This is a genomic window from Burkholderia sp. AU18528 (assembly GCF_002223215.2).
GTDB lineage: Bacteria > Pseudomonadota > Gammaproteobacteria > Burkholderiales > Burkholderiaceae > Burkholderia > Burkholderia semiarida.
In genome coordinates, this window is the sequence record NZ_NKFC02000003.1 from 42,179 (window position 1) to 62,888 (window position 20,710).

19 protein-coding genes are annotated in these 20,710 nt (G+C 67.5%); 16 read left to right on the forward strand and 3 right to left on the reverse strand.

Features of this window, described 5'->3' with window-relative positions:
• Nucleotides 1–55: 55 nt before the first annotated feature.
• Nucleotides 56–715, reverse strand: a complete 660-nt coding sequence (gene yihA, locus CFB52_RS01720; protein WP_059640226.1) for a ribosome biogenesis GTP-binding protein YihA/YsxC — start codon at nucleotides 713–715, stop codon at nucleotides 56–58.
• A 214-nt stretch (nucleotides 716–929) separates the two neighbouring features.
• Between yihA and CFB52_RS01725 the strand changes: the two genes are divergently transcribed.
• From CFB52_RS01725 to msrQ, 5 genes are all read left to right on the forward strand, one after another.
• The gene (locus CFB52_RS01725; protein WP_059609112.1) at nucleotides 930–1,583 is read left to right on the forward strand and encodes a cytochrome c; all 654 of its coding nucleotides are present in this window, start codon (nucleotides 930–932) and stop codon (nucleotides 1,581–1,583) included.
• Between the two features lie 218 nt (nucleotides 1,584–1,801).
• Nucleotides 1,802–4,015 (forward strand): cytochrome c biogenesis protein ResB, encoded by a 2,214-nt coding sequence (locus tag CFB52_RS01730; RefSeq protein ID WP_059577348.1) that lies wholly within the window; start codon nucleotides 1,802–1,804, stop codon nucleotides 4,013–4,015.
• Nucleotides 4,016–4,019: 4 nt separating this feature from the next.
• Nucleotides 4,020–5,210 (forward strand): c-type cytochrome biogenesis protein CcsB, encoded by a 1,191-nt coding sequence (ccsB, locus tag CFB52_RS01735; RefSeq protein WP_099315993.1) that lies wholly within the window; start codon nucleotides 4,020–4,022, stop codon nucleotides 5,208–5,210.
• A 159-nt stretch (nucleotides 5,211–5,369) separates the two neighbouring features.
• On the forward strand, nucleotides 5,370–6,365 hold the full coding sequence (gene msrP, locus CFB52_RS01740; RefSeq protein ID WP_059577410.1) for a protein-methionine-sulfoxide reductase catalytic subunit MsrP: 996 nt from the start codon (nucleotides 5,370–5,372) through the stop codon (nucleotides 6,363–6,365).
• Nucleotides 6,366–6,385: 20 nt separating this feature from the next.
• Nucleotides 6,386–7,072 (forward strand): protein-methionine-sulfoxide reductase heme-binding subunit MsrQ, encoded by a 687-nt coding sequence (gene msrQ, locus CFB52_RS01745; protein ID WP_099315994.1) that lies wholly within the window; start codon nucleotides 6,386–6,388, stop codon nucleotides 7,070–7,072.
• An 81-nt stretch (nucleotides 7,073–7,153) separates the two neighbouring features.
• Here the strand turns inward: msrQ and CFB52_RS01750 are convergent, their stop codons facing one another.
• A complete protein-coding gene (locus CFB52_RS01750) occupies nucleotides 7,154–7,432 on the reverse strand; it encodes a lipoprotein (protein WP_081066463.1) in 279 nt (92 codons plus the stop codon).
• 36 nt (nucleotides 7,433–7,468) lie between these two features.
• On the opposite strand from CFB52_RS01750, the gene cyaY reads away from it, so the two are divergent.
• Complete coding sequence (cyaY, locus tag CFB52_RS01755; protein ID WP_059577339.1) at nucleotides 7,469–7,795, forward strand: iron donor protein CyaY; 327 nt, start codon at nucleotides 7,469–7,471, stop codon at nucleotides 7,793–7,795.
• Nucleotides 7,796–7,875: 80 nt separating this feature from the next.
• Here cyaY and CFB52_RS01760 read toward each other — a convergent pair whose 3' ends face one another.
• A complete protein-coding gene (locus CFB52_RS01760; protein WP_060315544.1) occupies nucleotides 7,876–10,269 on the reverse strand; it encodes a penicillin-binding protein 1A in 2,394 nt (797 codons plus the stop codon).
• A gap of 220 nt (nucleotides 10,270–10,489) precedes the next feature.
• Between CFB52_RS01760 and CFB52_RS01765 the strand changes: the two genes are divergently transcribed.
• The 10 genes from CFB52_RS01765 (at nucleotide 10,490) to ugpE (ending at nucleotide 20,693) form a co-directional block, all read left to right on the forward strand.
• Nucleotides 10,490–11,413, forward strand: a complete 924-nt coding sequence (locus CFB52_RS01765) for a competence protein ComA (protein ID WP_099315996.1) — start codon at nucleotides 10,490–10,492, stop codon at nucleotides 11,411–11,413.
• Nucleotides 11,413–12,066, forward strand: coding sequence for a fimbrial protein (locus CFB52_RS01770; RefSeq protein WP_099315997.1), 654 nt, complete (start codon nucleotides 11,413–11,415; stop codon nucleotides 12,064–12,066). Before CFB52_RS01765 ends, CFB52_RS01770 begins: the two co-directional genes overlap by 1 nt.
• Complete coding sequence (locus CFB52_RS01775) at nucleotides 12,063–12,905, forward strand: pilus assembly protein (protein ID WP_099315998.1); 843 nt, start codon at nucleotides 12,063–12,065, stop codon at nucleotides 12,903–12,905. The genes CFB52_RS01770 and CFB52_RS01775 overlap by 4 nt, the downstream gene beginning before the upstream one ends.
• Entirely contained in the window at nucleotides 12,902–14,527 is a 1,626-nt protein-coding gene (gene pilQ / locus CFB52_RS01780; RefSeq protein ID WP_099315999.1) for a type IV pilus secretin PilQ, read from the forward strand. The genes CFB52_RS01775 and pilQ overlap by 4 nt, the downstream gene beginning before the upstream one ends.
• A gap of 40 nt (nucleotides 14,528–14,567) precedes the next feature.
• Nucleotides 14,568–15,122: a shikimate kinase AroK gene (gene aroK / locus CFB52_RS01785; protein ID WP_059577324.1), complete on the forward strand. Its 555-nt coding sequence runs from the start codon at nucleotides 14,568–14,570 to the stop codon at nucleotides 15,120–15,122.
• Nucleotides 15,119–16,198 carry a 3-dehydroquinate synthase gene (aroB, locus tag CFB52_RS01790; RefSeq protein ID WP_099316000.1) on the forward strand — a complete coding sequence of 360 codons (1,080 nt, stop codon included), beginning with the start codon at nucleotides 15,119–15,121 and terminating at the stop codon, nucleotides 16,196–16,198. Before aroK ends, aroB begins: the two co-directional genes overlap by 4 nt.
• Before the next feature lie 40 nt (nucleotides 16,199–16,238).
• On the forward strand, nucleotides 16,239–17,447 hold the full coding sequence (locus CFB52_RS01795) for a deoxyguanosinetriphosphate triphosphohydrolase (protein ID WP_059577319.1): 1,209 nt from the start codon (nucleotides 16,239–16,241) through the stop codon (nucleotides 17,445–17,447).
• Between the two features lie 88 nt (nucleotides 17,448–17,535).
• Nucleotides 17,536–18,870 carry a sn-glycerol-3-phosphate ABC transporter substrate-binding protein UgpB gene (gene ugpB / locus CFB52_RS01800; RefSeq protein WP_099316001.1) on the forward strand — a complete coding sequence of 445 codons (1,335 nt, stop codon included), beginning with the start codon at nucleotides 17,536–17,538 and terminating at the stop codon, nucleotides 18,868–18,870.
• 96 nt (nucleotides 18,871–18,966) lie between these two features.
• Nucleotides 18,967–19,851, forward strand: a complete 885-nt coding sequence (gene ugpA, locus CFB52_RS01805) for a sn-glycerol-3-phosphate ABC transporter permease UgpA (RefSeq protein WP_099316002.1) — start codon at nucleotides 18,967–18,969, stop codon at nucleotides 19,849–19,851.
• Complete coding sequence (gene ugpE, locus CFB52_RS01810) at nucleotides 19,848–20,693, forward strand: sn-glycerol-3-phosphate ABC transporter permease UgpE (RefSeq protein ID WP_099316003.1); 846 nt, start codon at nucleotides 19,848–19,850, stop codon at nucleotides 20,691–20,693. Before ugpA ends, ugpE begins: the two co-directional genes overlap by 4 nt.
• Nucleotides 20,694–20,710 lie beyond the last annotated feature (17 nt).

Below are 20,710 nucleotides of genomic sequence, written 5' to 3' on the forward strand. Positions count from 1 at the left end.
GAATTCGCAGGTGCCGTCAGGTGCGCACGGCCGATCCCAGCCGCGCGTTGCCCGCTCATTGTGCTACAGGCTCGCCTTTTTCGTCGGCGACGGACGGCCGCAGCCAGCTCTCGATCAGTTCATGAGCCTCGTCGAGCCCCGTGCGCTTCAGCGCCGAGAACAGCTGGACCGTCAGCTTGCCCTTCACACCCTGGTCGCGATACGCGTCGAGCCCCTTTTGCGTGTTGCGCAGCGCGTTGATGCTTTCCTGGCGCGTCAATTTGTCGCACTTCGTCAGCAGCGTGTGGATCGGCTTGCCGGTCGGTGCGAACCACTCGATCATCCGGCGATCGAGCTCGGTGAGCGGGCGGCGCGAATCCATCATCAGGATCAGACCGCAGAGCTGCGAGCGCGTCGCGAGATAGGACGACAGCAGCATCTCCCAGTGCGCCTTCGCGGCGCCGGGCACTTCCGCATAGCCGTAGCCGGGCAGGTCGACGAGATTCGCGACGGGCTCGGCGGCCGGGCCGACGGAGAAGTAGTTGATATGCTGCGTGCGGCCGGGCGTCTTCGACGCGAAGGCCAGCCGCTTCTGGTTGCACAGCACGTTGATCGCCGTCGACTTGCCGGCATTCGAGCGGCCCGCGAACGCGATTTCCGGCTGGACCGTCGGCGGCAGGTCGCGCAGATGGTTGACGGTCGTGTAGAAGCGGGCTTGATGGAGCAGAAAGGCCATGGGAACCGGAAGGACGGGCGGCGCGAGCCGCTTGGTGGAGGCGGGGTAGCCCCGATAGGCGCGGGAGCTTTCAGCACGATATTGTACAATACGGCGGTTTTACCGAAGGCCACCGGGCGCCTGCCTCGCGCTTTTATGTGGCTTCTGCGGTAGACTGAACGCCGTCGTTTTTTGCAGAACCTCAAATTCCCACAAGACGAAACAGGGTGTGCGAATGAATCGACTGTGCAAGTCTCTGATGGTGCTTCAGGTTGCAGCAGGGTTCGTAGGTTTCGTAGCGGAGGCAAACGCGGCAGATGCGGCCAAACCGGATCTGGACCGCGGCAAGGCGATTGCCGGGCAGGTTTGCGCGTCGTGTCACGGCGCCGACGGCAACAGCGCGTCGGGCAGTTTCCCGAAGCTTGCCGGCCAGCATCCCGAATATCTGGTCAAGCAGTTGAACGACTTCAAGGCGCAGCCGGGCGCGAAGGGGCCGGCGCGTAACAACGCGGTGATGGTCGGATTCGCGAGCGCGTTGAGCGCGGACGACATGCGCAATGTCGCCGCGTACTACGGGTCGCAGACGACGAAGCTCGGTACCGCGCGCGATGCGGCGGCCGTGCCGATCGGCCAGAAGATCTATCGCGGCGGCATCGCGGAAAAGGGTGTCCCCGCCTGCGCGAGCTGCCACGGGCCGACGGGGCAGGGGATCCCGGTCCAGTACCCGCGTCTGTCGGGGCAATGGGCCGATTACACGGTCGCGCAGTTGACCGCGTTCCAGCAGGGTGCCGGCGCGCGCAACAACAACGAGGCGATGCATCAGATCGCGTCGCGGCTGTCGGATACCGAGATCAAGGCCGTCGCGGATTACATCGCGGGCCTGCGTTGAGCGGTCCGCCGCGAATGGAATGACCGGGCGCCCGAAGGGCGGCCGGAGTCAGAACAAGAAAAGGGTGGGGCGCCGCGTCGTTGCGGTGGCCTCGCCCTTCTTTTTTGTCGGCACTCGCCGGGCCGAGCCGGAATGGAAGGGCATGCAGGCGATCGGGGCTGCGCCCCCGAAGCGAACATAGTAAGCGTGGGGGCCGTGTCCCCTTAGTCGGAGTTTGAATGAGCGTTACCACGTCGGGGTTGCAGTCGAAGTCGAGTCACGGTGCGTCGAAACGCGCGGTCGAGCTGCTGAGCTCGATGCGCTTCGCGATCGCGCTGCTGGTGGTGTTGTCGATCGCGAGCATCATCGGCACGGTCCTGACCCAGGACGATCCGTATCCGAACTACGTGAACCAGTTCGGGCCGTTCTGGGCGGACATCTTCCGCTCGCTCGGCCTGTACAACGTGTACAGCGCGTGGTGGTTCATGCTGATCCTGATCTTCCTCGTCGTGTCGATCTCGCTGTGCGTGATCCGCAACGCGCCGAAGATGCTCGCCGACGCGAAGAGCTGGAAGGACAAGGTCCGCGAAGGCAGCCTGCGCGCATTCCACCACAAGGCCGAGTACACGGCGTCCGGCACGCGCGCGAGCGTCGCGGCGACGCTCGCCACGTTCGTCGCGAAGGCCGGCTACAAGCACGTCGTGCGTGAAACCGACGGCGCGACGCTGATCTCCGCGAAGCGCGGCGCGATGACCAAGTGGGGCTACATCTCCGCGCACCTCGCGATCGTCGTGATCTGTATCGGCGGCCTGCTCGACAGCAACCTGCCGATCAAATTCCAGATGCTGATGTTCGGCAAGAGCCCGGTCAACACGAGCGCGACGATCAGCGAGATCTCGCCCGACCATCGGCTGTCCGCGTCGAACCCGACGTTCCGCGGCTATGCGTGGGTGCCGGAGGGCCAGTTCGTGTCGACCGCGATCCTGAACCAGCCGAGCGGCTCGCTGATCCAGGACCTGCCGTTCTCGATCCAGCTCGACAAGTTCATCGTCGATTACTACACGACGGGCATGCCGAAGCTGTTCGCGAGCGACATCGTCGTGATCGATCGCGAGACCGGCCGGAAGATCCCGGCGCGGGTCGAGGTCAACAAGCCGTTTACGTACAAGGGCGTGTCGATCTACCAGTCGAGCTTCCAGGATGGCGGCTCGCAGATGCAGATGACGGCCTATCCGATGACGGGCAGCCGTGCGGCGACCGTCCCCGTGAAGGGCACGATCGGCAGTTCGGCGCCGCTGCAGGTCCCGGGCGCCGACGGCGAGACGATCGAGTTCTCCGACTTCCGCGCGATCAACGTCGAGAACATGGCCGACGCGAACGGCAAGCCGGACGTACGCGGCGTCGCGACGACCAGCTCGCTGAAGGAAGTGTTCGACGAGCGGCTCGGCTCGGGCGCGAAGACGTCGAAGCCGACGCAGCTTCACAACATCGGCCCGTCGGTGCAGTACAAGATCCGCGGCAAGGACGGCCAGGCGCGCGAATTCAACAACTACATGCTGCCCGTCGACATGAACGGCGAGCGCGTGTTCCTCGCCGGCGTGCGCGCGAGCCCGAACGATCCGTTCCGCTACATGCGGATCCCGGCCGACAGCCAGGACTCGATCGGCGAATGGATGCGCCTGCGCGCCGCGCTCGAGGATCCGGCCGTGCGCACCGAAGCCGCCGCGCGCTTCGCGCAGCGTTCGCTGCCGGGCGACGCGTCGCTGCGCGGCCGTCTGCAGGACAGCGCATCGAAGGTGCTGACCCTTTTTGCGGCGAGCGACGACAGCGTCGGCCGCGGGGCGGACGGCCAGCCGGTCGGCGGCTTCCAGGCGGTGGCGACGTTCATCGACCGCTCGGTGCCGAAGGGCGAGCAGGAGAAGGCCGCGAGCCTGCTGCTGCGGATGCTCGAGGGCTCGATGTGGGAGGTGTGGCAGATCGCGCGCGAGCGTGCCGGCGAGCCGGCCGCGCAGCAGGGCACCGACACGATCCGCTTCGTGCAGAACGCGATCAACGCGCTATCCGACAGCTTCCTGTATGGATCGCCGGTCTATTTGCAGCTCGACTCGTTCAAGCAGGTGCAAGCTTCGGTATTTCAGTTGACGCGCGCGCCCGGCAAGAATCTGGTGTATCTTGGCAGCCTGCTGCTGGTCGCCGGCATCTTCTCGATGTTCTACGTACGCGAGCGGCGACTCTGGTTCTGGCTGAAGGACGCCGGTTCGGGCGTCGATGTGGTGATGGCAATGTCCACGGCCCGCAAGACCTTCGATTTCGAGAAAGAATTCGTGCAGACGCGCGACGCGGCCGGCGCCGCCTTGCGCGCCGCACCTCGCGACGCCGCGCCCGCCGGTGCGGCTTCGACGGCCCGCCCGCCTGCCGGCGGCGGTTCCGATTCCGAGAATTCCACCCGGTAAGATCATGGATCTCACGCAAGTTTCCTCTTCCCGTACGGCGTCGGCTCCGGCGTCGGCATCGTCGCCGCTGTTCGACGACCGTCCGTTCCTCGCGCGCCTGTCGCTGTTCGACTGGCTGTTCGCCCTGGCGCTGGTGGCGGGCGCGGGCTATGCGCTCGTGCACTACAACGCGCACATGGATTACTACGACAAGGCGGTGATGATCGGCACCGTGCCGGCGCTCGTCGCGCTCGGCTGGCGCTGGAAGCCCGCGCGGCTGATGATGGCGTCGATCGCCGTGCTGTCGCTGCTGTCGATCCAGATCTACCAGGGCGATCTCGCGCGCGCCGATTCGGCGTTCTTCCTCAAGTACTTCCTGTCGAGCCAGTCGGCGATCCTGTGGATGAGCGCGCTGTTCGTGCTCGCGACGATCTTCTACTGGATCGGCCTGCTGGCGCGCTCGGAAACGGGCGCCGCGATCGGCCAGAAGCTCACGTGGGTCGCCGTGCTGATCGGCTTCACGGGGCTGATGGTGCGCTGGTACGAGTCCTACCTGATCGGCGCGGACGTCGGGCATATCCCCGTGTCGAACCTCTATGAAGTGTTCGTCCTGTTCAGCCTGATCACCGCGCTGCTTTATCTGTACTACGAAGGCCACTACGGCACGCGTTCGCTCGGCGCGTTCGTGCTGCTGGTGATCAGCGCGGCGGTCGGCTTCCTGATGTGGTACTCGGTCGCGCGCGACGCGCAGCAGATCCAGCCGCTCGTGCCGGCCCTGCAAAGCTGGTGGATGAAGATCCACGTGCCGGCGAACTTCATCGGCTACGGCAGCTTCGCGCTGTCGGCGATGGTGTCGGTCGCGTACCTGATGAAGGAACGCGGCATCCTCGCCGATCGCCTGCCGACGCTGGAAGTGCTCGACGACGTGATGTACAAGTCGATCGCGGTCGGTTTCGCGTTTTTCACGATCGCGACGATTCTCGGCGCGCTGTGGGCGGCCGAAGCGTGGGGCGGCTACTGGAGCTGGGACCCGAAGGAAACCTGGGCGCTGATCGTGTGGCTGAACTACGCGGCGTGGCTGCACATGCGGCTGATGAAAGGCCTGCGCGGCGCGGTGGCCGCGTGGTGGGCGCTCACGGGCCTGCTGGTCACGACGTTCGCGTTCCTCGGCGTCAACATGTTCCTGTCTGGCCTGCACAGCTACGGCAAGCTGTAAGATTTTCGCCGTTCGTCCGACTATCAAACCGCCGGTGCACCGCGTGCCCGGCGGTTTTCTTTTGTAACGAGCGGGCGATCGAGGCGTCGAACGGCGCGCGACGGGCCGGGTCGAACGCTGATGAAGCATGCGCGCCGCGCATGCGGGAGGAACTGGACGATGTGGATCAAACGCCCTTTGCGTAACGTACTGACCGGCGCGGACATCGCGCCGAGCGAGATCACGCCGCGCGCGGTATTCGAGAACCGGCGGCGCGTATTGCAGGCGGCGGGATTCGCGGCCGCCGGCGGCCTGTTCGGCGCAAGCGGCGCGGCGCTTGCCGCGTATGCGTCCCCCGACGCGCGGGCGGCGAAGCTCGCGGCAAAAACGAACCCGAAATTCGTCGCGATCGACAAGGTCACGCCGTTCAAGGACATCACGTCCTATAACAACTTCTACGAATTCGGCACCGACAAGAGCGACCCGGCGCAGAACGCGGGCACGCTGCGGCCGCGTCCGTGGCGTGTGAGTGTCGAGGGCGAGGTGCAGCATCCGAAGGTATTCGATCTCGACGAGTTGTTGAAGCTCGCGCCGCTCGAGGAGCGCGTGTACCGGCTGCGCTGCGTCGAGGGCTGGTCGATGGTGATCCCGTGGATCGGCGTGCCGCTGTCCGAGCTGATCCGGCGCGTGCAGCCGACCGGCAACGCGAAATACGTGCAGTTCGTCACGCTGGCCGATCCGTCGCAGATGCCGGGCCTGTCGACGCCCGTGCTCGACTGGCCGTACTCGGAAGGGCTGCGCATGGACGAGGCGATGAATCCGCTGACGCTGCTGACGATGGGCGTCTACGGGCAGGTGTTGCCGAACCAGAACGGTGCGCCGGTGCGAATCGTCGTGCCGTGGAAGTACGGGTTCAAGAGCGCGAAATCGCTCGTGAAGATCCGCTTCGTCGACAAGCAGCCGAAGACGAGCTGGAACACGTATGCCGCGAACGAGTACGGCTTTTATTCGAACGTGAACCCGAACGTCGATCATCCGCGCTGGAGCCAGGCGACCGAGCGGCGCATCGGCGAGGACGGTTTCTTCACGCCGAAGCGCAAGACGCTGATGTTCAACGGCTACGGCGACCTGGTCGCATCGATGTATCAGGGCATGGACCTGAAGAAGAACTTCTGAGTGCGACGGTGAGAAACGACATGCCTCCTTCGACGCTCACGCCCGCGCGCGCGGCAAGCGCCGGGCCCGATGCACGCACGGCGCGGGCCGGCGCGGTCCGTCCCGCCGCGCCGCGCTGGCTCGCACCGGCCAAGGTGCTGGTGTTCGCGGCCGGCCTCTATCCGCTCGCGCGCCTCGTGCTGCTCGGGCTGACCGACCGGCTCGGCGCGAACCCGCTCGAGTTCATCACGCGCTCGACGGGCTTGTGGACGCTCGTCCTGTTGTGCATCACGCTTGCCGTCACGCCGCTGAGGCGCATGACGGGCTTCGCACCGCTGCTGCGCTTTCGCCGGATGATCGGGCTGTTCGCGTTCTTTTACGCGACGCTGCATTTCACGACCTACCTGTGGTTCGACAAGTGGTTCGACGTCGTCGCGATCCTCAAGGACGTCGGCAAGCGCCCGTTCATCACGGTCGGCTTCGCGGCGTTCGTGCTGCTGATTCCGCTCGCCGCGACGTCGCCGCGCGCGATGGTGCGCCGGCTCGGTCGCCATTGGGCGACGCTGCACAAAGCGATCTACGCGATCGCGCTGTTCGGCGTGCTGCATTTCTGGTGGATGCGTGCCGGCAAGCACGATCTCGCGCAGCCGAAACTCTACGCGGCGATCGTCGCCGTGCTGCTCGGCTGGCGGCTGGTTGCGTGGGGATGGCGGCGCGTGCGTGCGTGATGGTGCGGCCCGGAAAAACAAAAGGCGATGACCGGGAGGTCATCGCCTTGTTGCGAGCGCCGCGCGGGCGGCATCGCGTCGTTACTTCGTGGCGGCCGGGCCCGATGCCGGGGCTGGCATGGTCGATGCGCTGCTCGACAACTCGGGCGACAGCGTGAGCGGCGAGCCGGACGTATCGGGCGTCTCGTCGGACGACGCGTTTTCGTCGGTCGGTTTCACATCCGACGGCGGCGTGTTCTGCTGCTGGATCGGCTTGGGCATCGGAGGCACGGTGGGCAGATAGAGCGCGCCGCTTTGACCGCAGCCGGCAAGAATCGCCAAAGCCGCTACAATCGCGCTCATCCGGAAAACGACTCGCATGATCGTCCCTGAACAATTTAACCGATAGAGTTTAGCATGTCCGATACTGAATACCTGGCCCGTGCCGAGGCCGTGCTGGCGGCCGTCGAGCGTACCGTGGACGTCGCGAACGACGGCGATCACGACATCGATCTGGAGCGCAACGGCAGCGTGCTGACGCTGACGTTCGAGAACGGCTCGAAGATCATCGTCAACCTGCAGCCGCCGATGAAGGAAGTGTGGATCGCGGCGAAGGCGGGTGGATTTCACTACCGTTTCGTCGACGGCGCGTGGCGCGATACGCGCACGGGCACCGAGTTCTTCTCGGCGCTCACCGAATACGCGACCCAGCAGGCCGGCCTGCCGATCACGTTCAGCGCGTGACGGCCGGGGCGCTGCGCTCCGAACGCCGTACCAAAAGAAAAAGCGCCCGCGGGCGCTTTTTTTATGGCCTTGGCCGCGCGTCAGTGGCCGCGGAACAGGTTCATGATGTCCTGCTTTTCCTGTTCGTCGACGTGCGGCACCGCTTCGTCGACGTCCTGCGCGGCCGGCGCCTGCGGCACGCCGACCGTCGACACGAAGCCGTGACCGGGCGTGAACTCGGTGAAGTACAGTTCGCCGCCGAGCGACTCGACGCCTTCAGGCACCGTCGGCTTGAACTCCGGCACGCCCTTCAGCGCCGCACCCATGTAGTCGATCCAGACCGGCAGCGACAGGCCGCCGCCGGTTTCGCGATCGCCGAGGCTGCGCGGATTGTCGTAGCCGATCCATGCGATCGCGGCGAGCGTGTGCTGGTAGCCGGCGAACCACGCGTCGTGCGAGTCGTTCGTCGTGCCGGTCTTGCCCGCGAGATCGGTGCGCTTCAGCACGTTGGTCCGCGCGCCCGTGCCGCGCTGCGCGACGCTCTGCAGCAGGCTGTTCATCACGTAGGCGTTGCGCGCATCGATCGCGCGCGGCGCATTCTGCTCGGCGACGAGCGGCTGCGCGCGCGCGACGATCGCGCCGTTCGGATCGGTGACCTCGGCGATCAGGTACGGATTGACGCGGTAGCCGCCGTTCGCGAAGACCGAGTACGCGCCGGCCATCTGCAGCGGCGTGACCTGGCCGGCGCCGAGCGCCATCGGCAGGTAGGCCGGATGGCGCTCGGCGTCGAAGCCGAAGCGCGTGATGTATTGCTGCGCGTATTTCGTGCCGATGTGGTTCAGGATCCGGATCGACACGAGGTTGCGCGAGCGCTGCAGCGCGGTGCGCATCGACATTGGGCCCTCGAAGCCGCCGCCGTAGTTCTTCGGCTCCCACGGCTGGCCGCCCGTTTCCGCGGCGCTGAAATAGAGCGGGCCGTCGTTGATCACGGTGGCCGGCCCGAGGCCCTTGTCGAGCGACGCCGAGTAGATGAACGGCTTGAACGACGAACCGGGCTGCCGCCACGCCTGCGTGACGTGGTTGAACTTGTTCTTGTTGTAGTCGAAGCCGCCGACGAGCGAGCGGATCGCCCCGTCCTGCGGGACGATCGACAGGAACGCGCCTTCGACCTGCGGCAACTGCGTGATCGACCACTTGCCGGCATCGCTCTTCACCACGCGGACGATCGCGCCGGGGCGGATGCGGCGGTTCGGCTGCGCGTTGGCGGACAGCGCGCTCGACGCGAAGCGCAGGTTGTCGCCGTCGATCGTCGCATTGCTGCCGTCGATGAACGCGACCGTGATCTGGCGCGGGCTCGCGGCCGTCACGACCGCGGCGATCAGCTCGCCGTTGTCGGGGTGCTCGAGCAGCGCGTCGTCGATCGCCTGTTCGCGATCGTCGGCACCGGCCGGCAGCTCGATGAAGCCCTCCGGCCCGCGATAGCCGTGGCGGCGCTCGTAATCCATGATGCCCTTGCGCAGCGCGGTGTATGCGACCTGCTGGTCCGCGGAATCGATCGTCGTGACGACGTTGAAGCCGCGCGTATAGGTTTCCTCGCGATACTGCGCGTACATCATCTGTCTGACCATTTCGGCGACGTACTCGGCGTGCACGCTGAAATCGCGGCCCGGCCCCTTGACGACGAGCGGCTGCGCGGAGGCTTCGTCGTACTGCTCTCGCGTGATGAAGTTCAGCTCGAGCATCCGCTGGAGGATGTATTCCTGGCGCACCTTCGCGCGCTTCGGGTTGACGACCGGGTTGTACGCGGACGGCGCCTTCGGCAGCCCCGCGAGCATCGCGGCTTCCGCGAGCGTGATGTCCTTCAGGTCCTTGCCGAAATAGACCCGCGCCGCGCTCGCGAAGCCGTACGCGCGCTGGCCGAGATAGATCTGATTCATGTAGACCTCGAGAATCTGATCCTTCGTCAGCGCGCGCTCGATCCGGTACGCGAGCAGCATCTCGTAGATCTTGCGCGTGTAGGTCTTCTCGCTCGACAGGAAGAAGTTGCGCGCGACCTGCATCGTGATCGTGCTCGCGCCCTGCGACGCGTGGCCGTTCGTCAGCGCGACGAAGCCGGCGCGGATGATGCCGGTGAGGTCGACGCCGCCGTGATCGTAGAAGCGCGCGTCCTCGATCGCGAGGATCGCCTTCTTCAGCGAGTCGGGCACGTCCTTGAAATGGACGACGTCGCGGCGCTCCTCGCCGAATTCGCCGATCAGCACGTGATCGGACGTATAGATGCGCAGCGGCACCTTCGGGCGGTAGTCGGTCAGCGCGTCGAGCGACGGCATGTTCGGCCAGGCCACGACGAGCGCGTAGCCGAGCACGAGGCCGCCGGCCACGACGAGGGCCACGCACATCGCGGCGAAGCCGAGCAGGACTTTGAGCCACCAGGGCCGCTTCTTCGGCTCCGGAGCGGGAGGCGGGGACGTAGGAGTCGTGGATTGCATAGGCATACCGGAAAACAGTCCCGCGATTATAGCTGCCCGGTAAGACCGGCCCTGACGCGGGGGCCGCCCGTCGAAAAGCCGCGGATCGGCGTGCCGTCAGCATAGTCCGTGCACGGCCGCCGCGAACCGATTCTGGCCGTTTGGCCGACTGTCGGCCGCGCGCGCCGCTTTGCAGAATCAGGTCTCGGAAACGCGGCGTGGGCCGCGACGATCTCGGGAGGCTGGGATGGCAGGACGATGGGTGGCGCGGTTTGTACAGGGCAGGCACCGGTCGACGGGAATCGACGTCGGCGCGCACGAGGTGAGGGTCGCCGTGGTCAGCGGGCGCGGCAGGGGCACGGAGGTGTGCGTCGAGGGGCTCGAGCGGGAACCGGTCGGGCTGGCGGATGGGCCGGAAGACGCGCGCTGGGCAGCGGTCGCGCGATCGCTGGCGGCGGCCGTGTCGCGGCTGTCGGCGTCCGATGTGCGGTGCGACGCGCGCGGCGTGATGGCGCTGCACGATGACGAGATGCGCACCGCGACGCTCGATCTGGCCGGGCGCGGCGACATCGCGGACGCCGCGCGGCAGGCCGCCGAACGCCTCTCGGGGCTGGCGCCGGACAGTCTCGCGTTCGACTGGCGGCACTACGGCGGCGTGCGGTCCGGCGAGATCGCGGTGGCGGTGGCGCCGCTGGCGCTGCTCGAGCGGCGGATCGACGTGGCTGCGCAGGCCGGTATCGACCTGACGGTGATCGATGGCGAGTCGGCCGCCGTGCTGCGTGCGTTGCGCTATGCCGCGCAGTTCGAACCCGATGCGCAGCGCGCCTATGCCGTGCTGTGGTTCTGCGACGCGGGCGTGCGCGGCTGGCGGATCGAGGGGCCGTCGGCCATCCCGGTGCTGACGCTGTCCGGCACGTTGCCGGAAGCGCTTCCCGACGCGTTGCGCCGGCGCACGCTCGGGGCCGTCGATTGCGTACTCGTCGCCGGAGACGAGCGATGTATCGCCCGGTTCGATACGTCCGTCGCAGAGATTGGCGATGTGCTCGGCACGGCGGTGGTTCCGTTCGACTGCACGGGTTGGGACGGGCAGCCGTGCGTGCGCGCCGGCGTGCGGGGCGGCCCGGCGTTTGCCGTCGCGTTCGGGCTGGCGTTGCGCGGGGTGTGGGAATGATGGCCGGTCACGTGGCGGCAAACGAGGGCGCGGCGAGTGCGGCCGGGCAGGCGGTACAGGCGGTACTCGGCGACTTCAATCTGCTGCCGTACCGCGAGCGGTTGGCGCAGGCGTTGCGGCGACGCCGGGCCGCGCAGTTCAGTGTGGCGGTGCTGCTCGGCGTGCTCGGCGCCGGGCTGTGGACGGGCGCTGCCGTGCTGTCGCGGTGGCGGGTGGACGCCGAGCGCGCCGGCGTGGAGGCACGGCTGCGGCAGTTGCAGCCACAGGTGGCTGCCGCGACGCGCGCCGCCCATGCCGCCGCCGCCGTCGCGCGGCGCGACGCGCAGGCGGCGGCGCTGGCCGCGCCCTACCGGCGCGTGGCGGGGTTGCTGGCGACCCTGAAGCAGGTGCGCGCCGATCATGTCCGGCTCGACGCGCTGCGCATGACGTCCACCGGCGCCGTGCTCGATGCGCGCGCCGTGAGTTACCGGGCGGCTGCGCGATGGCTCGCCGCGATGGCGCGCGAGCAGCGCGACTGGCGCATCGATATAGACACGTTGAAGCCGGCGTCGGATGGGCCGGCTTCGACGGCCGGGATGCCTTTTCGGTTCTCCGTGCAGTTGCGCTGGCACGACGCGACGTCGTCGCGGAAGGTATCGGGAGGTGGCGCATGACGGCGCTCGTGCATTGGCCGGCGCCGCTCGAAGGCGCCGCGCCGGGCCGCCTGTCGCGGGTGTCGCCGGCGGCCGTGCATGCCGCCGGTTGCGTGCTGGCATTCGCGGCCGTGCTGGCGGGCGGCATTCATCTGGTAAATGCGGCCGACTTGAGCGGGCTTGCCCATAGTCGCGCGTTGCTTGCCGCGGCGCAGGCGCGTGCGGCCGACGCGCAACGCATGCTTGCATCCGCCGCACAACGGCGCGACGATCGCTTGCCGCCGGCGCCGGAGTGGGCCGCGCTGATGCTTGAACTGGCCGATCTGGCCGCATCCAGCGGGCTGCAAGGCGTGTCGATCGAACCGCAGCGCGCCGATGGCGCGGCACCGGACGGCAGGCGCACCGTGCATATCGCCGCGGATGGCGGTTTCAGTGCGCTGCTGCATCTGGTTGGCGGGCTGGCGCGCTTTCCGGTGCTGGCCGTTCCGTCGGCGCTGCGTATCGAGCGTGGCGTGTCGGCGGAGCGGGTGGACATGTCCATCGACGTGTTTCCGGCGCTGCCGGCGACATCGGCCGCGGACGGCAACACGCCGGTTCGCGCCATTGCGCCCGGCGCCGATCCGTTCGGCGAGGCTGGCCTGGCCGAGGCGGCGGGGCACGCCGCGCGCCTTGCCGGCACGATTCGCGATGTGCGTGCCGGTCTCGCGTTGTTCGACGACGGCGACGGCACGTTCACGACCGTTGCGCCGGGCGAGGTGTTGGGGGCCGCGCGCGTGGTGCGCGTCGAGCGCGCGGCCGTGATGCTCGCGACGGCGGACGGATCGCAGCGGCTCGTCCTGGACGACGGAGGCCGGCCGTGACGAAGTACCGTTGTGGGGCGCTTGCCATCTGGGCCGGCATGATGGCGGCCGGCGCAAGCGCGTCGTTGCCGCCGCTGCCGGCGGTGTGGCCTGCCGGATCCACGGATGTGCCGGTGCCGCGCTTGCCGCCGCAGGTGGCTGACGGCATGGACAGCGCGGTCGCGCAGGACGCCGGCCCGCCGCCGTTGGAACAGGCGGCGCGTGCGGCGCTGCAGACGGAAACCGCTGCACCGGGCCCCGCGCTGGAGGGACCGCCGATCCCGCTGGCGCCGCCGGCCCGGATGAGCGACGCCGCGGCCCGGCAACCGGGCGATGCGGACGACGCACGGCGGATCTCGCTGAATCTGCAGGGCGTCGGGCTCGCGGCTGCGTTCGACGCGATCGCGCGGTTCACGGGGCTCAACATCGTCGTCGGCGAACAGGTACGAGGCACGGTGACGTTACGTCTGAACAATGTCGGCTGGCGCGACGCATTCGATACGCTGCTCGACACGCACGGGCTCGCGATGTCCCGGCGCGGCAACGTGATCTGGGTCACACCGGCAGCCGAGCTGGCTGCGCGCGAACGCGAGCGCTTCGACATGCACGCGCGGGCCGCCGATCTGGAGCCGCTCGCGAGCCGTACGTTCGTGCTGCACTATCCGCGCGCGCAGGACGTGCAACGGCTGCTGGCCGGCGCGACCGGCCAACGCCTGCTGTCGAAGCGCGGCGCCGCGGCGGCCGATCCGCGCACGAACCTGCTGTTCGTGACCGATCTCGCGCCGCGCATCGCGCAGATCGCCGGCCTGATCGACGCGATCGACCGGCCGTCGCGGCAGGTCCGGATCGAGGCCCGCATCGTCGAAGGCGAGCACGGTTTCTCGCGCAGCCTCGGCGCGCGTGTCGCGCTGCGTGCGCAGGGGCGGCCGTCGCCGGCCGACGGCACGCCCTTCACGGCGGACACGCGCAACGCGCTCGATCTCGCCGCGCGGCCGCTCGGCGGCTTCGACGCGGCCACCGCCGGCTTCACGCTGTTCGCCGCGCCGCTCAGCCGCGTACTCGACATCGAGCTGAGCGCGCTGGAGGCGCAGGGCCGGGGCCAGATCGTTTCGCGTCCGCGGGTGGTGACGGCCGACCGCGTCAAGGCCATCGTCGAGCAGGGTTCCGAACTCCCGTACCAGGCGAAGGTCGGTAATGGCATGAGCGGCGTGCAGTTCCGCCGCGCGACGCTCAAGCTGGAGGTCGAGCCGCAGATCACGCCGGATGGGCGCGTGGTGCTCGATCTCGACGTGACGAAGGACAGCGTCGGGGAGCCGACCGCAGCGGGCCCCGCGATCCACACGAAGCACGTGCAGACGCGCGTCGAGGTCGAGAACGGCGGGACGGTCGCGATCGGCGGCATCTACGAGCAACTGAACCGGAACGATGTGACGCGGGTGCCGCTCTTGGGCAAAATACCGCTTCTGGGCGCGCTTTTCCGGCACCGCGCGCAGCGCGACCAGCGCCACGAACTGGTCGTCTTCATCACGCCGACCGTCGTCGACGCGCGTTGCGGCGCGCCCGGCGCGGGCGGCGCGGATGCCGAGAAAACGGGGCCGGAAGCCGCCGGCGCAGGCTCGACAAGGCAGCCGCTTTGCCAGTAAGCTGCGCCACACACCAGCAAGATTGAAGCAGAGGAAGCCGTTGCAAGCGCGGGACCCACATGCAAACGTATTTTTCGTCGGCCTTATGGGAGCGGGTAAGACCACCGTGGGCCGTGCGGTCGCGCGTCGTCTCGACAGGACGTTCTTCGACTCCGACCACGAAATCGAGGCCCGTACGGGCGCGCGCATTCCGGTGATCTTCGAGCTGGAGGGCGAGGCCGGGTTTCGCGATCGTGAAACGCAGGTGATCGCCGATCTCACGCAGCGCGAGAACATCGTGCTCGCCACGGGCGGCGGCGCGGTGCTGCGCCCGGAAAATCGCGATAGCCTGAAAAGCCACGGCATCGTCGTCTACCTGCGCGCCAATCCGCACGATCTGTGGCTGCGCACGCGCAAGGACAAGAACCGCCCGCTGTTGCAGACGGAAGATCCGAAGGGGCGTCTCGAAGCGCTGTATGAAGTGCGCGACCCGCTGTACCGCGAATGCGCGGATTTCGTCATCGAGACCGGCCGCCCGTCGGTCAACGGCCTCGTCAACATGGTGCTGATGCAACTCGAACTGGCCGGCGTCATCGCCAAGCCGCTACAAGCATGATTACTGTCAACGTCGATCTGGGCGACCGCGCCTATCCGATTCATATTGGCGCCGGCCTGATCGGCCGCGCCGAGCTGTTCGCGCCCCACATCAAGGGTTCGTCCGTCACGATCGTCACGAACACGACGGTCGATCCGCTCTACGGCGACGCGCTGCGCGCGGCGCTCGCACCGCTCGGCAAGCGCGTGTCGACGGTCGTGCTGCCGGACGGCGAGGCGTACAAGAACTGGGAAACGCTGAACCTGATCTTCGACGGCCTGCTGACGGATCACGCCGATCGCAAGACGACGCTCGTCGCGCTCGGCGGCGGCGTGGTCGGCGACATGACGGGCTTTGCGGCCGCGTGCTACATGCGCGGCGTGTCGTTCATCCAGGTGCCGACGACGTTGCTGTCGCAGGTCGATTCGTCGGTCGGCGGCAAGACGGGCATCAACCACCCGCTCGGCAAGAACATGATCGGCGCGTTCTACCAGCCGCAGGCCGTGATCGCGGACATCGGCGCGCTGACGACGCTGCCCGATCGCGAGCTGGCGGCCGGCGTCGCCGAAGTCATCAAGACCGGCGCGATCGCCGATGCCGAGTTCTTCGACTGGATCGAGGCGAACGTCGATGCGCTGAACCGGCGCGAACCCGCGGCGCTCGCGCATGCGGTGAAGCGTTCATGCGAGATCAAGGCGAGCGTCGTCGCGGCCGACGAGCGCGAAGGCGGCCTGCGCGCGATCCTGAACTTCGGCCACACGTTCGGCCATGCGATCGAGGCCGGGCTCGGCTACGGCGAATGGCTGCACGGCGAGGCGGTCGGCTGCGGGATGGTGATGGCGGGCGACCTGTCGGTGCGGCTCGGCCTCCTCGACGAAGCGTCGCGGCAGCGCCTCGATGCGGTGATCGCGGCCGCGCACCTGCCGACCCGCGGGCCCGCGCTCGGCGACGCGCGCTACATGGATCTGATGCGCGTCGACAAGAAGGCCGAGGCCGGCGCGATCAAGTTCATCCTGCTGAAGCGATTCGGCGATACGTTGATCACGCAGGCGCCGGACGAAGCGGTATTCGCTACACTGGCGCAGACGACCGGCTAACGGCGCCCGGATTCGCCGGCGCCGCCGACATGGAGGAGACGTGAGCGAGACATCCAGCAGCACACTGCCCGAAGCCAGCCGCGCATCCGCCGCGCCGGTGGCCGAGCCGCCGACGCTCGCGGCGCTGGAAGCCCATCTCGCTCCGTATGCCGCGCACGCGTCGCAGTCGCGCGGCCGCCGCCATCCGGAACCGCCGCCGGCGGCGCGCACCGAGTTCCAGCGCGATCGCGACCGCATCGTCCATTCGACCGCGTTTCGCCGGCTCGAATACAAGACCCAGGTCTTCGTCAATCATGAAGGCGACCTGTTCCGCACCCGGCTCACGCACAGCCTCGAAGTCGCGCAGATCGCGCGCTCGGTCGCACGCAACCTGCGACTGAACGAGGATCTCGTCGAAGCGATCTCGCTCGCGCACGATCTCGGCCATACGCCGTTCGGGCATGCCGGGCAGGACGCGCTGAATGCGTGCATGCGCGAGCACGGCGGCTTCGAGCACAACCTGCAGAGCCTCGCCGTGGTCGACGAGCTCGAGGAGCACTACGGCGCGTTCAACGGGCTGAACCTGTGCTTCGAGACGCGCGAAGGCATCCTGAAGCACTGCTCGCGCGAGAATGCGCGCAAGCTCGGCGCGCTCGGCGAGCGCTTCCTGCAGGGCCGCCAGCCGTCGCTCGAGGCGCAGCTCGCGAACATCGCCGACGAGATCGCCTACAACAACCACGACGTCGACGACGGCCTGCGCTCGGGGCTGATCACGATCGAGCAGCTCGCGGAAGTCGAGCTGTGGCAGCGCCACTACGAAGCGGCGCTCGCCGAATTCCCGCACCTCGAAGGCCGCCGTCTCGTGCACGAGACGGTGCGCCGCATCATCAACACGCTGATCGTCGACCTGATCGATGAGACCACGCGCAATCTCGCCCGCGTCGCGCCCGCGTCGCTCGACGACGTGCGCGCCGCGCCGCCGCTCGTGTCGCATAGCCCCGAGGTCGCCGCGCAGGCGGCCGCCCTCAAGCGCTTCCTGTTCAAGAACCTGTATCGCCACTACAAGGTGATGCGCATGGCGAGCAAGGCGCAACGCGTCGTCACGGGGCTGTTCGACGCGTTCATCGACGATCCGCGCCTGCTGCCGCCGCCGTATCAGTCCGACGACGCGGCGCAGCAGCCGCGTCTCGTCGCGCACTACATCGCCGGCATGACCGACCGCTTCGCGCTGAAGGAATATCAGCGGCTGTTCGTCGTCAACGACAACTGACTGTCATAAACGATCACTAGACTTCGCCGGTTCAATGGCGACGGGAATGTTGCACACGCTGTTGGTAACGTTTTCATAGGAGAGGTCGATGAAGAAGAAGCCTGCGGGGACACTGGTTCGTTCGATCGCGCTCGGCGGCGCGCTGCTGTTCGGCGCGCAGCACGTCGCGCTCGCCGCGACGGAAATCCAGTTCTGGCATGCGATGGAGGCCGCGCTCGGCGAGCGGGTCAACGCGATCGCCGACCAGTTCAACGCGTCGCAAAGCGATTACAAGATCGTGCCGGTCTTCAAGGGCACTTACGACCAGGCGCTCGCGGCCGGCATCGCGGCCTATCGCAGCGGCAACGCGCCGGCGATCCTCCAGGTCTACGAAGTCGGTACGGCGACGATGATGCAGGCGAAGAAGGCGGTCGTGCCGGTCTACGACGTGTTCAAGCAGGCCGGCGTGACGCTCGACGAAAAGGCGTTCGTGCCGACCATCGCGAGCTACTACAGCGACGCGAAGACGGGCCACCTCGTCTCGATGCCGTTCAACAGCTCGACGCCGGTGCTGTACTACAACAAGGACGCGTTCAAGAAGGCCGGCCTCGATCCGAACCAGCCGCCGAAGACGTGGGCCGACGTGAAGGCCGACGCCGAGAAACTGCGCAAGTCGGGCATGGCGTGCGGCTTCACGACCGGGTGGCAGGGCTGGATCCAGCTCGAAAACTACAGCGCGTGGCACGGGCTGCCGTTCGCGAGCCGCAACAACGGCTTCGACGGCACCGACGCCGTGCTCGAGTTCAACAAGCCGCAGCAGATCGAACATATCTCCTTCCTCCAGCAAATGGCGAAGGACGGCACGTTCACGTACGCGGGCCGCAAGGACGAAGCGTCGGCGAAGTTCTACAGCGGCGACTGCGGGATCCTGACGACGTCGTCGGGCGCGCTCGCGAACGTGCAGAAGTTCGCGAAGTTCAGCTACGGCACGGGGATGATGCCGTACGACGCGAACGTGAAGGGCGCGCCGCAGAACGCGATCATCGGCGGCGCAAGCCTGTGGGTGCTGGCCGGCAAGGATCCGGCGACCTACAAGGGTGTGGCCAAATTCCTCGCGTACCTGGCTTCGCCGCCCGTCGCCGCGAAGTGGCACCAGGACACGGGCTACCTGCCGGTCACGACCGCCGCATACGACCTGACGCGCCAGCAGGGCTTCTACGCGAAGAACCCGAGCGCCGAAACCGCGATCAAGCAGATGCTGAACAAGCCGCCGCTGCCGTACACGAAGGGACTGCGGCTGGGCAACATGCCGCAGATCCGCACGATCGTCGACGAGGAGTTCGAACAGGTCTGGGCGCAGAAGAAGTCGCCGAAGGACGCGCTCGATTCGGCCGCGTCGCGCGGCGACGAACTGCTGCGCCGCTTCGAGAAGTCGGGCGGCTGAGCACGCATCGCTTCGTGCCGCCGGCGGCGCTGCGCGTCAGCGCGTGCCGTCCGGCGGCGCGGTTTCCCTTCCGTTTCGCCTGACCGGATATCCGCGATGCAATCCCGTTCCCGTTTCGGTACGAGCGCCGTGCCGTACCTGCTGATCGCGCCGCAGCTCGCGATCACCGCCGTGTTCTTTCTGTGGCCGGCCGGCGTCGCGCTGTGGCAGTCCACGCAGATGCAGGACGCGTTCGGCACGTCGAGCGAATTCGTCGGCCTCGCGAACTTCACGCACCTGTTCGCCGATCCGCTGTATCTCGATTCGTTCCGCACGACGCTCGTGTTCAGTTCGCTCGTCACGGTGAGCGGCCTCGTCGTGTCGCTGCTGCTGGCCGCCTGCGCCGACCGCGTGATCCGCGGCGCGCGCGCGTACCGCACGCTGCTGATCTGGCCGTACGCGGTCGCGCCGACGATCGCGGCCGTGCTGTGGGCGTTCCTGTTCAACCCGAGCATCGGCCTGATCACCTATGCGCTCGCGAAGGGCGGCATCGTCTGGAACCACGCGCTGAACGGCGAGCAGGCGATGTTCCTCGTCGTGCTGGCGTCGGTGTGGAAGCAGGTGAGCTACAACTTCCTGTTCTTCTACGCGGGGCTGCACGCGATCCCGCGCTCGCTGATCGAGGCGGCGGCGATCGACGGCGCGGGGCCGGTGCGGCGCTTCTTCAACATCGTGCTGCCGCTGCTGTCGCCGACGAGCTTCTTCCTGCTGGTCGTGAACCTCGTCTACGCGTTCTTCGACACGTTCCCTGTGATCGACGCGGCCACCGGCGGCGGCCCGGCGCAGAGCACCAAGACGCTGATCTACAAGATCTTCGCGGAGGGCTTCCAGGGGCTCGACATCGGCAGCTCGGGCGCGCAGTCGGTCGTGCTGATGATCATCGTCGTCGCGCTCACGGTGATCCAGTTCCGCTTCGTCGAACGCAGGGTGCAATACGCATGATCGAAAATCGCAAGGGCTTCGACCTGTTCTGCCACGCGGTGCTGATCGCCGGCGTCGTGCTGATCGTGTTCCCTGTCTACGTCGCGTTCTGCGCGGCGACGATGAACGCGCAGGAAGTGTTCACGGTGCCGCTGTCGCTCGTGCCGAGCACGCACCTGTTCGAGAACGTCGCGTACATCTGGGGGCACGGCAGCGGCGGCACGACGGCGCCGTTCGGCCGCCTGCTCGTGAACAGCTTCGCGATGGCGCTCGGGATCGCGGTCGGCAAGATCGCGGTGTCGATCCTGTCCGCGTACGCGATCGTCTATTTCCGCTTTCCGTTTCGCAACACGGCGTTCTGGCTGATCTTCATCACGCTGATGCTGCCGGTGGAAGTGCGGATCTTCCCGACCGTGCAGGTCGTGTCGACGCTGCATCTGACGAACACCTATGCGGGGCTCACGCTGCCGCTGATCGCGTCGGCGACCGCGACGTTCCTGTTCCGCCAGTTCTTCATGACGCTGCCCGACGAGCTGATGGATGCCGCGCGCATCGACGGCGCGGGGCCGCTGCGCTTTTTCTGGGATGTCGTGCTGCCGCTGTCGAAGACGAGTATCGCGGCGCTGTTCGTGATCACGTTCATCTACGGCTGGAACCAGTATCTGTGGCCGATCCTGATCACGACGGAAGCGTCGCTGTCGACGGCCGTGGTGGGCATCAAGACGATGATCGCGAGCGGCGACGCCGCGACCGAATGGCAATACGTGATGGCGGCGACGCTGCTGGCGATGGTTCCGCCGCTCGTCGTCGTGCTGGCGATGCAGCGCTGGTTCGTGCGCGGCCTCGTCGATTCCGAGAAATGAACGACCGACGGTAACTG

Coding starts and splice junctions, on each gene's coding strand:
- ugpA (WP_099316002.1), top strand. CDS start 18,967: ATGCAATCCCGTTCCCGTTTCGGTACGAGCGCCGTGCCGTACCTGCTG.
- cyaY (WP_059577339.1), top strand. CDS start 7,469: ATGTCCGATACTGAATACCTGGCCCGTGCCGAGGCCGTGCTGGCGGCC.
- msrQ (WP_099315994.1), top strand. CDS start 6,386: ATGCCTCCTTCGACGCTCACGCCCGCGCGCGCGGCAAGCGCCGGGCCC.
- ugpB (WP_099316001.1), top strand. CDS start 17,536: ATGAAGAAGAAGCCTGCGGGGACACTGGTTCGTTCGATCGCGCTCGGC.
- CFB52_RS01770 (WP_099315997.1), top strand. CDS start 11,413: ATGGCCGGTCACGTGGCGGCAAACGAGGGCGCGGCGAGTGCGGCCGGG.
- CFB52_RS01765 (WP_099315996.1), top strand. CDS start 10,490: ATGGCAGGACGATGGGTGGCGCGGTTTGTACAGGGCAGGCACCGGTCG.
- CFB52_RS01725 (WP_059609112.1), top strand. CDS start 930: ATGAATCGACTGTGCAAGTCTCTGATGGTGCTTCAGGTTGCAGCAGGG.
- aroB (WP_099316000.1), top strand. CDS start 15,119: ATGATTACTGTCAACGTCGATCTGGGCGACCGCGCCTATCCGATTCAT.
- CFB52_RS01750 (WP_081066463.1), bottom strand. CDS start 7,432: ATGCGAGTCGTTTTCCGGATGAGCGCGATTGTAGCGGCTTTGGCGATT.
- ccsB (WP_099315993.1), top strand. CDS start 4,020: ATGGATCTCACGCAAGTTTCCTCTTCCCGTACGGCGTCGGCTCCGGCG.
- ugpE (WP_099316003.1), top strand. CDS start 19,848: ATGATCGAAAATCGCAAGGGCTTCGACCTGTTCTGCCACGCGGTGCTG.
- yihA (WP_059640226.1), bottom strand. CDS start 715: ATGGCCTTTCTGCTCCATCAAGCCCGCTTCTACACGACCGTCAACCAT.
- msrP (WP_059577410.1), top strand. CDS start 5,370: ATGTGGATCAAACGCCCTTTGCGTAACGTACTGACCGGCGCGGACATC.
- CFB52_RS01760 (WP_060315544.1), bottom strand. CDS start 10,269: ATGCCTATGCAATCCACGACTCCTACGTCCCCGCCTCCCGCTCCGGAG.
- CFB52_RS01775 (WP_099315998.1), top strand. CDS start 12,063: ATGACGGCGCTCGTGCATTGGCCGGCGCCGCTCGAAGGCGCCGCGCCG.
- CFB52_RS01730 (WP_059577348.1), top strand. CDS start 1,802: ATGAGCGTTACCACGTCGGGGTTGCAGTCGAAGTCGAGTCACGGTGCG.